10 protein-coding genes are annotated in these 12,674 nt (G+C 36.6%); 5 read left to right on the forward strand and 5 right to left on the reverse strand.

Annotation, left to right across the window (positions count from 1 at the left end; genetic code table 11):
• Window positions 1-191: 191 nt before the first annotated feature.
• Window positions 192-3,041 (reverse strand): aminomethyl-transferring glycine dehydrogenase, encoded by a 2,850-nt coding sequence (gene gcvP, locus KZH69_RS07085; RefSeq protein ID WP_219316759.1) that lies wholly within the window; start codon window positions 3,039-3,041, stop codon window positions 192-194.
• A 237-nt stretch (window positions 3,042-3,278) separates the two neighbouring features.
• Between gcvP and KZH69_RS07090 the strand changes: the two genes are divergently transcribed.
• Complete coding sequence (locus KZH69_RS07090; RefSeq protein WP_219316760.1) at window positions 3,279-4,112, forward strand: UbiA prenyltransferase family protein; 834 nt, start codon at window positions 3,279-3,281, stop codon at window positions 4,110-4,112.
• 90 nt (window positions 4,113-4,202) lie between these two features.
• On the opposite strand, the gene KZH69_RS07095 is transcribed toward KZH69_RS07090, so the two are convergent.
• The 4 genes from KZH69_RS07095 to KZH69_RS07110 all read right to left on the reverse strand — a co-directional run bounded on the left by KZH69_RS07095 (window position 4,203) and on the right by KZH69_RS07110 (window position 8,877).
• The gene (locus KZH69_RS07095) at window positions 4,203-6,230 is read right to left on the reverse strand and encodes a M3 family metallopeptidase (RefSeq protein ID WP_219316761.1); all 2,028 of its coding nucleotides are present in this window, start codon (window positions 6,228-6,230) and stop codon (window positions 4,203-4,205) included.
• Between the two features lie 286 nt (window positions 6,231-6,516).
• Window positions 6,517-7,002 carry a 5-(carboxyamino)imidazole ribonucleotide mutase gene (purE, locus tag KZH69_RS07100; RefSeq protein ID WP_219316762.1) on the reverse strand — a complete coding sequence of 162 codons (486 nt, stop codon included), beginning with the start codon at window positions 7,000-7,002 and terminating at the stop codon, window positions 6,517-6,519.
• Between the two features lie 93 nt (window positions 7,003-7,095).
• Window positions 7,096-8,247, reverse strand: coding sequence for a 5-(carboxyamino)imidazole ribonucleotide synthase (locus KZH69_RS07105; protein ID WP_219316763.1), 1,152 nt, complete (start codon window positions 8,245-8,247; stop codon window positions 7,096-7,098).
• Window positions 8,248-8,328: 81 nt separating this feature from the next.
• The gene (locus tag KZH69_RS07110; RefSeq protein WP_255557666.1) at window positions 8,329-8,877 is read right to left on the reverse strand and encodes a HEAT-like fold family protein; all 549 of its coding nucleotides are present in this window, start codon (window positions 8,875-8,877) and stop codon (window positions 8,329-8,331) included.
• A gap of 88 nt (window positions 8,878-8,965) precedes the next feature.
• On the opposite strand from KZH69_RS07110, the gene hpt reads away from it, so the two are divergent.
• From hpt to obgE, 4 genes are all read left to right on the forward strand, one after another.
• Window positions 8,966-9,496: a hypoxanthine phosphoribosyltransferase gene (gene hpt, locus KZH69_RS07115; protein ID WP_219316764.1), complete on the forward strand. Its 531-nt coding sequence runs from the start codon at window positions 8,966-8,968 to the stop codon at window positions 9,494-9,496.
• Window positions 9,497-9,528: 32 nt separating this feature from the next.
• The gene (locus KZH69_RS07120; RefSeq protein WP_219316765.1) at window positions 9,529-10,101 is read left to right on the forward strand and encodes an adenylate kinase; all 573 of its coding nucleotides are present in this window, start codon (window positions 9,529-9,531) and stop codon (window positions 10,099-10,101) included.
• A gap of 207 nt (window positions 10,102-10,308) precedes the next feature.
• A complete protein-coding gene (locus KZH69_RS07125) occupies window positions 10,309-11,589 on the forward strand; it encodes a hemolysin family protein (protein ID WP_219316766.1) in 1,281 nt (426 codons plus the stop codon).
• Between the two features lie 78 nt (window positions 11,590-11,667).
• On the forward strand, window positions 11,668-12,669 hold the full coding sequence (gene obgE / locus KZH69_RS07130) for a GTPase ObgE (RefSeq protein WP_219316767.1): 1,002 nt from the start codon (window positions 11,668-11,670) through the stop codon (window positions 12,667-12,669).
• The last annotated feature ends 5 nt before the right edge of the window (window positions 12,670-12,674 follow it).

Consider the following 12,674-nt stretch of genomic DNA (forward strand, 5'->3'; position numbering starts at 1 on the left):
CCCGATTTAGAAAAACAAGGCTTTTTTGCCGTAGTTTTTGTTAATCGGGAATACAGCGGACAGCAGGAGTGATGTTGAGGAAAAACTGAAAACGTCTGCTCCTTATTTTTTTAGGATTATAAAATGAAAAACCCTTTCAGTTTTTGAGTACTGAAAGGGTTTTGTATAATCTGTAATCTGAGACCTGCAATCTAGCTTTCCATGTAAGCCTCAATAGGCGCACAGCTGCATACTAGGTTTCTGTCACCGTAAGCATCATCGGCTCTACGAACGGTAGGCCAGAATTTGTTTTCGGCGATGTAATCCAGTGGGAAAGCGGCTTGCTCTCTGCTGTATGGGAAATCCCAAGTTTCGGCAGTAAGCATGGCTAATGTATGAGGAGAATTTTTCAATACGTTGTTGCTGTCTTCGATAGTTGCTGCTTCGATTTCTTTACGAATAGAGATCATAGCATCACAAAAACGGTCTAATTCTTCTAGGTTTTCACTTTCGGTTGGTTCGATCATCAAGGTTCCTGCCACTGGGAAAGAAACGGTTGGTGCGTGGAAACCGTAATCCATCAAACGTTTTGCGATATCGGTAACTTCGATTCCTTTTTGTTTGAAAGGACGACATTCTAAAATCATTTCGTGAGCGGCACGACCCATTTCACCAGAATATAAAGTGTCGTAATGACCGTTTAATTTTTCTTTGATGTAATTGGCGTTCAGGATAGCATGTTCTGTAGCTTCTTTCAAACCGTCAGCACCAAGCATTGTGATGTAACCGTAAGAGATCAAACATACCAATGCAGATCCCCAAGGTGCTGCAGAAATACCGGTGATGGCATTGTCTCCTCCTGTTGGGATAACTGGGTTTGATGGTAAGAATGGAACTAAGTGCTCGGCAACGCAAATTGGTCCTACACCAGGTCCACCACCACCGTGAGGGATAGCGAATGTTTTGTGAAGGTTCAAGTGACAAACGTCAGCCCCAATGGTTGCTGGGTTGGTCAAACCAACTTGTGCATTCATATTGGCACCGTCCATGTATACTTGTCCACCGTTTTCGTGGATTAATTGTGTGATTTCGATAATAGCGCTTTCAAAAACTCCGTGAGTCGATGGATACGTAACCATCAAGCACGATAAGTTGTCTTTGTGCAGGATTGCTTTTTCGCGTAAATCATCTACGTCTATATTTCCGTTTTCCAATGTTTTGGTTACGATTACTTTCATACCCGCCATAGCTGCTGAAGCCGGATTGGTTCCGTGAGCCGATGATGGAATTAAAGCAATGTTTCTGTGGTGATCGCCACGAGATTGGTGGTAGGCACGAATTACCATTAATCCAGCATATTCTCCTTGTGCTCCTGAGTTAGGTTGCAAAGTGGTTCCTGCAAAACCAGTAATTACGTTTAATTGTTGTTCTAGTTTAGACAACATTTCTTGGTATCCTTGTGCTTGGTCTAGCGGTGCAAAAGGGTGAATGTTGTTCCAAAGCGCATTGCTCAATGGCAACATCTCTGAAGCGGCATTCAGTTTCATCGTACAAGAACCCAAAGAAATCATCGAGTGATTCAATGATAAATCTTTACGTTCCAGCATTTTGATGTAACGCATCATTGCTGATTCAGAGTGGTATTGGTTGAAAACATCGTGTTGTAAAAAAGATGATGTTCTGTTTAAATCCTCTGGAAAATGAATGGCTTCTGATAATGTTTCGATTGTTGTTGCTTGGGTACCATTTGCAGCAGCGAAAATTCCAACAATTTTATTGATATCGGCAATACTTGTAGTTTCATTCAAAGAGATTGAAACGGTATTGTTGTCTATGTAGTAAAAGTTTACTTCGTTTTGTTCTGCAATCGTGCGTACTTTTTGAGCATCGGCTTTGATAACGATAGTATCGAAGAAAGCAGTATTGGTTTGTTGCAAACCTAGTTTTTCCAATTCGTTAGACAAAGTGGCTGTCAAAGCATGTACTTTATCGGCGATGTATTGCAAACCTTTTGGTCCGTGATATACGGCGTACATTCCAGCCATAACCGAAAGCAAAACTTGCGCAGTACAGATATTGGATGTCGCTTTGTCACGTTTGATGTGTTGCTCACGAGTTTGCAAAGCCATACGAAGTGCGCGGTTTCCGTTAGTATCAACCGTTACCCCGATGATTCTTCCCGGCATAGAACGTTTGTACTCGTCTTTGGTAGCAAAATAAGCAGCGTGTGGCCCACCATAACCCAACGGAATTCCGAAACGTTGTGTGGTTCCAACCACTACTGCAGCTCCCATTTCTCCTGGAGGCGTTAGTTTTGTTAAGCTCAATATATCGGCAGCAACGGCTACTTTTATTTCATTTGCGGCAGCTTTTGCAATAAATGAAGTATAGTCATTTACTTGACCGTATTTCCCTGGATATTGAAGAATTGCTCCAAAAAAGTCTGATGAGAAATCAAAAGTTTCGTGGTTTCCAACAACCAATTCTATTCCGATTGGAGTAGAACGAGTTTGTAAAACCGATAATGTTTGAGGCAATATTTCTTCAGAAACGAAGAATTTGTTGGTATTGTTTTTCTTTTGGTCGCGTGATCTTACGTCGAAAAGTAATGCCATTGCTTCGGCAGCGGCAGTAGCTTCGTCCAATAAAGAAGCGTTGGCGATTTCCATTCCGGTCAATTCCACTACCATCGTTTGGAAATTCAAAATAGCTTCCAGACGACCTTGAGCAATTTCGGCTTGGTAAGGAGTGTAAGCCGTGTACCATCCTGGATTTTCAAAAATGTTTCTTTGAATAACCGCTGGAACAATAGCTTGATTGTAACCTAAACCAATGTAAGATTGAAACATTTTGTTTTTGCTTCCCAATTGAGAGATATGATTGGAATACTCATATTCGGTCATAGCTGGGTCTAAAGCAAGAGGTGCTTTTAGACGAATATCATCCGGTAGTGTTTCATAGACAAGTCGCTCTATGGAGTCAACTCCTATGGTTTTCAACATGTGTTGTAAATCTGTTTCTCTCGGGCCAATGTGTCTTAAAGCAAAAGAATCTGTTTTCATGTGTGTAGCTAATATTTATTTTTTTAAGTCTAAAGGAAAAGCCAGATTGTTTAAATATTCATTTATATTTGAATTTTAAGTTCAATCCAGACTATTTAGTGTAGAAATAAAAGCGTTATGTTTTTTTGTGGTGCAAAAATAAATATTAATCTCTTAATAAAGCCCTTTTTTAACTTGATTTTATAGGGATTTTTCAACTAATGGACTGATTTATTAACAATTGATTAAATTTGTTAAATGAAGGTTTTAAAAAGTATTCTCCAATTTTACATAAACGGCAGCATACATGTTGGTTTGTCTTGTTTTGCATTGGTACAAATCACCCAAATGGTATTCCACATTTCACAACAAAATGCAATGGGTTATTTTGTTTTTTGGGGAACTGTAGTAGGTTATAATTTTGTGAAATATGAAGAATTGGCCAGAGCCAAGAAAATAAAAAAACGCAAGCAATTACGATGGATTGCGCTGTTTACTTTTGGTTCTTTTATAATGGTGGGTTATTATTTTTTTCTGTTGCAACAAATTACCCAAATAGTGGCTATTGTTTTTCTGGGATTGACGATGCTTTATACCCTTCCGTTTTTTCCGAATAGAAAAAATGCCCGAAATTGGGCAGGAGTAAAGATTTACATTGTATCGTTTTGTTGGGTTGGAGCAACTGTATTTCTGCCTTTATTGAATGCTGGCATTTCGCTTAACGCTAACATTGGTGTACTGTCAACACAACGATTTATCTTGATTTTTGTTTTGATTCTCATATTCGAAATTATCGATTTGCGACATGACAATCCCAATTTAAGAACCGTGCCGCAACAAATAGGAGTGAAGAATACCAAGATATTGGGTTTTGCTTTATTGGCTCTTTTTTGTGTATTGGAACTTGTAAATATCAATTTCAATTACAATATTGAATTTTTGAAATTGAAATTGAATTTTGACATTGCTATTGCTATCGTGATTACTCTTTTTCTGTTTTTCGCCAATGAAAAGCGCACGAAATATTATACTTCATTTTGGGCAGAAAGCATTCCGATAGTTTGGTGGGTGTTATTGCTTTTTATTCAATAAAAAAACCGAAGCATTGCTACTTCGGTTTTTATTTGCATTCTAAAATCTTAATTGCTTCGGCTGTTCGCTATCGCTTGGGTCTGCAATCTTTTATAATAACCCCGCTCTCTTCAATAGCGCATCCGGTTTTGGTTCTTGCCCTCTAAAACGTTTGTATAAAATCATAGGATGTTCTGTTCCTCCTTTTGAAAGTACATTTTCTTTGAATTTCTCGGCTACTTCAGTGTTGAATATTCCTTCTTCTAAGAAATAATCAAAGGCATCGGCATCAAGAACTTCGGCCCATTTGTAACTGTAGTATCCAGAAGAATATCCACCTTGAAAAATATGTGAAAAGGCTGTACTCATTGCGTTTTCTTTTACGTCAGGATACAATTGTGTCGAAGCAAATTGTTCAGTTTCAAAAGCTTTGATGTCAGTTATGTTTGTAGGATCCTGTCCGTGCCAACCCATATCCAGTAGTCCAAAACTCAATTGACGCATGGTTGCCATCCCTTCTTGAAAACTAGCACTTTCTTTAATTTTTTGTACATATTCCTGCGGAATAACTTCTCCAGTTTCATAATGGTGTGCAAACAAAGCTAATGCCTCCGGTTCATAACACCAGTTTTCCATAATCTGACTTGGCAGTTCCACAAAATCCCAATAAACGGATGTTCCCGAAAGATTCGGATACGTAGTATTGGCTAACATTCCATGTAATCCGTGACCAAATTCATGAAATAAAGTCGTCACTTCATTAAATGTCAAAAGCGACGGTTTGGTTTCGGTAGGTTTTGTAAAGTTGCATACATTCGAAATATGTGGTCTTTCGTTTATGCCGTTTTTGATGTATTGTGATTTGAAAGAAGTCATCCAAGCACCGTTTCGTTTCCCTTTTCTCGGAAAGAAATCGGCGTAGAAAACAGCGACCAATTCTTTATTTTTGTCTGTTACTTCATAGGTTGTAACTTCTTCGTGATATTTATCGATATCGAAAACTTCGGTAAAAGTCAGTCCGTACAGTTTTTCGGCAATGGTGAAAGCACCTTTTAATACTTTCTCCAATTGGAAATACGGTTTCAATTTCTCATCATCCAAATTGAATAATTGTTGTTTCAATTTTTCCGAATAATAAGCGCCATCCCATTTTTCAAGCTGTTCGATACCGTCTAATTCTTTTGCGAAAGCCGATAATTGTTCAAATTCTTTTTCCGCGGCTGGTTTGGCTTTGGCCAATAAATCATTAGAAAACGACAATACTTTCTCTGGACTTTCGGCCATACGTTCTTCAAGAACAAAATGAGCGTGAGTTTTATATCCCAAAAGATTGGCTCTTTCGAAACGCAGTTTGGCAATTTTTAAAACAATCTCTTGATTGTCGAATTCATTGTTTTGAAAACATCTTGCGCCAAAAGCAATCGCCATTTTTTTGCGTAATTCACGGTTGTCGGCATAGGTCACAAACGGAATGTAACTTGGATGATCTAAGGTGAAAATCCAGCCTTCTTTTTCCTGGGCTTTCGCCAATGAACGAGCCGCTTCAATTGTCCCTTCCGGTAAACCTGCCAAATCTTTCTCGTCAGTAAGGTGCAATTCGAAAGCATTGGTTTCAGCCAAAACATTTTCGCCAAATTGCAGGCTCAGTTTTGATAATTCTTTATCAATTTCACGCAGCTGATTTTTCTTATCTTCGGGTAAATTAGCTCCATTTCTGGAAAAGCTTTTGTATTGTTTATCAAGAAGCGTTGTTTGCTCCGGATTTAGATTCAAAGATTCTCTATTTTCATAAACACTTTTTACTTTGGCAAATAAAGCGGCATTCAAGCGAACATCATTTCCAAATTCAGATAATAGAGGTGAAACGTCCTGAGCAATTTTTTGCATTTCGTCACTCGTTTCAGCCGAATTTAAATTGAAAAAGATACTTGAAATCCTGTCCAATGTATCTCCGCTAAACGATAAAGTTTCAATAGTATTTTGAAAAGTAGGATTTTCTGTATTGCTGACAATAGCGTCAATTTCTGCTTTAGCCAAGACGATTGCTTCTTGAAAAGCAGGAAGGTAATCTTCGTTTTTTATTTTAGAAAATGGCGCAGTGTCTAGCTTGGTGCCAAATTTTTGAAGTAGTATGTTCATGATTTTAGACTCTATTTTGTTTCAAATAATTGGTTGTTATAGTTTTATGTTTTTTTATTTTGAAAATTAAAACAAGAAAAATTTGTTAAAATTTTCAAATGACGTGTACTTTGTCGATTATTTATGTACTTTTGTCGAGTAATTAATTAACACATGAATTAATTCAGTCGAAAATATAAACTCTTTTTGTCCCAAATAAAAAGAAAACAATATTGATAATACTAAATTTCCCCGAGTTTAGAATTTTGCAATATCAAAAAAGCTCCTTTTTTTCAGGAGCTTTTTTTTATTTATTTAAGTTTTCAGAAGATTGATATACTGCTTCTTTCAGCCCTTCTTTATAGGCAATAATCTTGTCTAGAATACTTTTGTCGGAACTACCTATGATTTGAGCAGCAAGAATTCCGGCATTTTTTGCTCCGTTTAAAGCTACGGTGGCAACGGGAACACCTCCAGGCATTTGCAAAATAGACAAAACGCTGTCCCATCCATCAATTGAGTTGCTTGATTTTACAGGGACACCAATCACTGGTAACGGAGACATCGAAGCTACCATTCCTGGCAAATGTGCGGCTCCGCCAGCTCCGGCAATAATTACCGAAATACCGCGAGTATGTGCATTTTTGCTAAAATCAAATAATTTTTCAGGGGTTCTGTGTGCCGATACTATATCGACTTCTACCGCTATATCAAATCCTTTTAAAATGTCTATGGCATCTTGCATTACAGGCATGTCTGAAATGCTTCCCATGATTATGGCTACTTTGCTCATTTGTTTTTATGTTGAATTTTGAATTATAAAATTTAAATTAAAACAATTTAGGGTTTCATTTAAAATTTATAATTCAACATTTATAATTATTTTTTAACTGATTACTCTTATTGTATTCTTGACATCTTCGGCTATTTTTCTAGCTTTGTTGATGTCTTCGTTGACAATCGTAACGTGTCCCATTTTTCTAAAAGGACGGGTTTGTTTCTTGCCGTAAATGTGTGGTGTAACACCATTCCAACCTAATATTTTCTCTATATTTTCATAAACTACATCTCCAGAGAAACCTTCAGCGCCCGAAAGATTAACCATAATTCCGGCTACTTTGCTTTCTGTATTTCCTAAAGGTAAATCAAGAATCGCTCGTAAATGGTTTTCAAATTGAGAAGTATAACTCGCTTCAATAGAGTAATGACCTGAATTGTGTGGGCGTGGAGCTACTTCGTTTACCAAAATTTCATCGTCTTCGGTTTGAAACATTTCAACAGCCAAAAGTCCAACGTGATTGAATTGTTGAGAGACATTCAAAGCGATTGCTCTAGCTTTTGTGGCCACTTTTTCGTCAATACGAGCAGGACAAATTACATACTCTACTTGGTTTGCTTCGGGATGAAACTCCATTTCTACCACTGGATAGGTTCTTATTTCTCCTTGAGGATTGCGGCAAACTATTACGGCCAATTCATTTTTGAAAGGTACCATCGTTTCTGCAATACATTCCACATTTGGTAGATTTTCTAAATCGGATGTTTGTCTAATGATTTTTACGCCGTTTCCGTCGTATCCAAATTCGGTGCATTTCCAAACAAAAGGAAATTTTATATTAGATTCAACAATGTCAATTACTAGGTCTTTTAAAGTAGCATATCTTTTGAAAGGAGCTGTTGGAATATTGTTTTTAATGTAAAAATCCTTTTGAATTCCTTTGTTTTGAATCAATTTCAGTGTTTTTGGAGAAGGATATACTTTTATTCCTTCGTTTTCCAATTTCTCTAAAGCCTCAAGATTGACCAATTCGATTTCAAAAGTCAAAACATCGACTTGTTTTCCAAAATTGTAAACTGTTTCAAAATCCATCAAGTCGCCTTGAAAAAAATGATTGCACGCTATTTTGCATGGTGCTTCATCGCTAGGGTCAAGAACATACGTTTGTATGTCAAATTTTCTGGTGTCAAATAAAAGCATTTTGCCTAATTGTCCGCCACCAAGTATACCTAATTTAAAAGAGGATGAAAAATAATTCATTGTGATTGTCTTTAACTTTGTCTGTTGGGCATATTGCCTAGTGTGTGCAAAGATACTTTTTCCTGATCGAATAGGGAAATGCTATTTTATTTTCTTCAAAACTTCTTTGGCAACTGCTTTATAAGCAGCGCTATGATTTGAAAAATCTTTGGTAATTATCGTTTGCAATTCGGGATGAATCCAATCGTAATGTTGTCCCAAAATGTATAAAGTACGCATTGAATAGGCTTTGGGAGCTACTTTAATGTCGTTAATGAGCCAGTCAAAAGAGCTTTCTGTGATTTCTTCCAAATGTTTTTCCGAGAGCTGTATTTCTTTTTTCTTAAAATGAGAATGCACTAAAAGTTGACAAATCTTTGCCGCAGGACGTATGGCCCTTTCTTCTTTTAGGTTTTTAATATTGGAACAAAAAAAATCAAGATGATCTTCAAGCCATTCCAGTTTTTGGTAACAAACAAATTCCAAAACCCAAAAAGCTTTAGATGCATTTTTGTCCGAAACTTCAAAACATAGTCGAATCAATTCCGGAAAAAGTTCAGGATTGTCGAGTACTTCATTAGCATATTTTTGTCTATTGACTCTATATCCGGTTACATATTCTAATTTTTTTTGAAATTCGGTGACCATCATCGGTATTTTTGGTTTAAAAGTACAAATCAATTGACAATTGTCAAAAGTGAAATCCCTATCTTTGCAAAATATTTTAAAACATAAAACTGTGATACAACTACACGATAAACAATTTGTTCCGTTTATTTCAGCCAAAGAGATAAACTTTGCTATTGAAAAAATGGTAGCACAAATAGAAGACGATTTTTTTGACGAAACACCAATTTTTATTGGAGTATTGAATGGTTCTTTTATGGTAGTTTCCGATTTTTTAAAATTATACAAAAAACCATGTGAAGTTTCTTTCATCAAGTTAGCTTCTTACGAAGGAACTTCTTCTACAGAATCGGTTAAACAATTAATTGGGTTAAACCAAGATTTAACAGGGCGAACTGTGATTGTTATTGAGGATATTATTGATACAGGAAACACTTTGGAAGAATTAAAAAAATTGTTTAAAAGCCAAAACGTGAAGCATTTTAAGATTGCAACGCTTTTCTTCAAACCGGATGCTTTCAAAAAAGATTTGAAAATTGACTATGTGGGTATTCGAATTCCCAATAAATTCATTGTTGGTTTTGGTTTAGATTACGATGGTTTAGGTCGAAATTTACCCGAAGTATATCAGTTAAAAGAATAAAAAAGAATAATAAAAATCATATATAAAAAGGAATGATCAATATAGTTTTATTTGGAAAGCCAGGAGCAGGAAAAGGAACTCAGGCAGAGTTTTTAAAAGAAAAATACAAATTAACGCACATTTCAACCGGAGATGTTTTTCGTTACAACTTGAAAAACGACACTCCATTAGGTAAAGAAGCAAGAGTGTATATGGATGCAGGGGATTTAGTTCCAGATGAGTTAACTACCAAAATGCTAATTGATGAGGTAAACAAACATTTGGATTCCAACGGAATTTTATTCGACGGTTATCCAAGAACAATTGCTCAAGCGGAAGCATTAGACGCATTTTTACCAACAATTGGTTCAAGCGTAGCTGCAACAGTAGCACTGGAAGCTGATGATAACATTCTGGTAGCAAGATTATTAGAAAGAGGAAAAACCAGCGGAAGAGTAGATGATCAGGACGAAGAAAAAATCAGAAACCGTTACCAAGAATACAACGAAAAAACAGCTCCATTAATGGGGTATTATAAAGCTCAAAATAAGTTTCACGCTGTAAATGGAATAGGGTCTATTCAAGAAATTACAGAAAGATTAACAGCAGTTATCGATAATTTGTAGAAGCAATTTCCAGCTGTACGTTTCAAGTCCGCGTCCCGTTGTTTATTTTTCTAAAGCGTCCCATAAGCTTCTTTCAGTCGCTTTTGTGTCACTCATAAAAATTAAACAACGGGACTGTGGGCTTTTCACTTCCATCTGGGCTATTAAAATAAGATTACACAATAACAAGGTTCTAAGAATCAAAAGTATAAACGAATTATCTAAACATTGGAAATAGTAATAATATTTTTTCTGATACTCTTAAATGGATTTTTTTCTATGTCTGAAATCGCATTGATTTCGGCCCGAAAAAACAGGTTGGAAACCGCGGCAAAAAAGGGTAACAAAAGTGCTCAAATAGCTTTGGATTTAGCCAATTCCCCAAATAAGTTTTTGTCAACAGTACAAATAGGAATAACATTGATTGGAATACTTACCGGTATTTATAGTGGGGATAAAATCACCGCGGATATGGAGGTATTTGTAAAAGGATTTCATGTATTGATTCCGTTTGCACGATCAATTGCGGTTGGAATTGTTGTTGTAATATTGACGTTCTTTTCTTTGGTGTTGGGAGAGTTATTGCCTAAACGAATTGGGTTGAATCATCCAGAAGGAATTGCCAAAGCTGTGGCGTGGCCTATGAAAATTGTTTCTATAATTACCGCACCTTTTATATGGTTGCTAACAACTTCGACCGAATTTTTATTGGATGTGCTGCAAATAAAACCTACAGCCGACGGAAAAGTAACTGAGGAAGAAATAAAAGCCATTATCAAAGAAGGGACTGAAGTTGGTGAAGTTCAAGAAATAGAACAAGATATCGTGGAGCGTGTTTTTCATATTGGGGATCGGAAAATCAATTCGTTGATGACGCACAGAAAATCGGTTATGCTCTTGCCTTTACACGCTGATAAAAATAAGGTAAAGGAATTTATGCTAAAAGAATTGCATTCCATTTATCCTGTTTATGGCGAAAATCACGATGATATTGTGGGAGTTGTAAATTTGAAAAATATTTTCGCCCATTTTGAAAACGATAGTTTTAATTTGGCCGAAATCATGACCGACGCTCCTTTTATGATGGAGCAAACCACGGCTTATAAGGCATTGGAGCAGTTCAAGGAAACAGGAATTCATTATGCACTGGTTTCGGATGAATATGGAGTTTTTCAGGGGGTAATTACGTTGAATGATATTCTTGAAGCACTGGTTGGTAATGCTTCCGATTTTTATAAGGACGATTTCCAGTTAATCGAAAGAGAGGACGGAACCTGGATGGTAGACGGACATTATTCGCTACACGATTTTCTGACGTATTTCGAGTTGGATGATTTGATAAATGATTATGAAGTGACCACCGTAAGTGGATTAATAATGACCGAATTATCTCGTATCCCAAAAGAAGGAGAAAAGTTGATTTGGCAAAAATTTGAGTTAGAGGTCATCGATATGGATGGCGTGAAGATTGATAAAGTAATGGTTAAATCATTACAAAAACAGAAATAAAAATAGATGGCTGATGGTGATGGTAGTTTGATTTTTTTCATTCTAAAATCTAAAATCTAAAATCTGAAATTGAGAAAAATGACAGAAGGGAATTTTGTAGATTACGTAAAAATTTATGTTTCTTCAGGAAAAGGAGGAAAGGGATCTACGCATTTGCATAGAGAGAAATTTATTGAAAAAGGTGGACCAGACGGTGGTGATGGTGGTCGAGGCGGACACGTTTATCTAGTGGGGAATAAAGGTCTTTGGACTTTGTTTCACCTTAAATTTGCACGTCATATCAAAGCAGGACACGGTGGTGATGGTGGTGGAGATAGAAGTACTGGTGCCGATGGAGATGATAAATACATTGAGGTTCCGTTGGGGACTGTTGTAAAAGATAAAGAAACAGGTGAAACCCTTTTTGAAATTACCGAAGACGGAGAGAAACAAATTCTTTCTCGCGGAGGTAAAGGAGGTTTAGGAAACTGGCACTTTAGAAGTTCAACGAATCAAACGCCACGTTATTCTCAACCAGGTTTGCCAGGTGTTGAAATGGATGTGATTTTGGAACTTAAAGTATTGGCCGATGTAGGTTTGGTAGGTTTTCCTAATGCAGGTAAATCCACGTTATTATCTGTGTTGACTTCTGCAAAACCAAAAATTGCCGATTATCCTTTTACAACTTTAAAACCAAATCTTGGAATTGTGGCTTACAGAGATTTTCAGTCTTTTGTAATTGCCGATATTCCCGGGATTATTGAAGGTGCGGCCGAAGGAAAAGGATTGGGTCATTATTTCTTGCGTCATATTGAGCGTAATTCAACGCTGTTGTTCTTAGTTCCCGTTGATACTCCAGACATTAAGGCGGAATATGATATTCTCGTAAATGAATTGACCAAATACAATCCAGAAATGTTGGATAAAGAACGTTTATTGGTGATTTCAAAATGCGATATGCTGGATGATGAATTAAAAGCTGAATTGAAAACCGAATTAGACGTTGCTTTCAAAGACGTTCCTTATATGTTTATCTCATCAGTAGCCCAACAAGGTTTGACCGAATTGAAAGATAAGTTATGGAAAATGTTGAATGACTAAAAGTC

Origin of the sequence: Flavobacterium taihuense (assembly GCF_019351435.1) — a bacterium.
In the GTDB taxonomy this organism is placed as follows: Bacteria; Bacteroidota; Bacteroidia; order Flavobacteriales; family Flavobacteriaceae; genus Flavobacterium; species Flavobacterium taihuense.

What these genes read in the sequence shown, in the direction of transcription:
- obgE (WP_219316767.1), top strand. Translation starts at nt 11,668, where the DNA reads ATGACAGAAGGGAATTTTGTAGATTACGTAAAAATTTATGTTTCTTCA.
- KZH69_RS07105 (WP_219316763.1), bottom strand. Translation starts at nt 8,247, where the DNA reads ATGAATTATTTTTCATCCTCTTTTAAATTAGGTATACTTGGTGGCGGA.
- KZH69_RS07090 (WP_219316760.1), top strand. Translation starts at nt 3,279, where the DNA reads ATGAAGGTTTTAAAAAGTATTCTCCAATTTTACATAAACGGCAGCATA.
- KZH69_RS07120 (WP_219316765.1), top strand. Translation starts at nt 9,529, where the DNA reads ATGATCAATATAGTTTTATTTGGAAAGCCAGGAGCAGGAAAAGGAACT.
- purE (WP_219316762.1), bottom strand. Translation starts at nt 7,002, where the DNA reads ATGAGCAAAGTAGCCATAATCATGGGAAGCATTTCAGACATGCCTGTA.
- gcvP (WP_219316759.1), bottom strand. Translation starts at nt 3,041, where the DNA reads ATGAAAACAGATTCTTTTGCTTTAAGACACATTGGCCCGAGAGAAACA.
- KZH69_RS07110 (WP_255557666.1), bottom strand. Translation starts at nt 8,877, where the DNA reads ATGATGGTCACCGAATTTCAAAAAAAATTAGAATATGTAACCGGATAT.
- KZH69_RS07095 (WP_219316761.1), bottom strand. Translation starts at nt 6,230, where the DNA reads ATGAACATACTACTTCAAAAATTTGGCACCAAGCTAGACACTGCGCCA.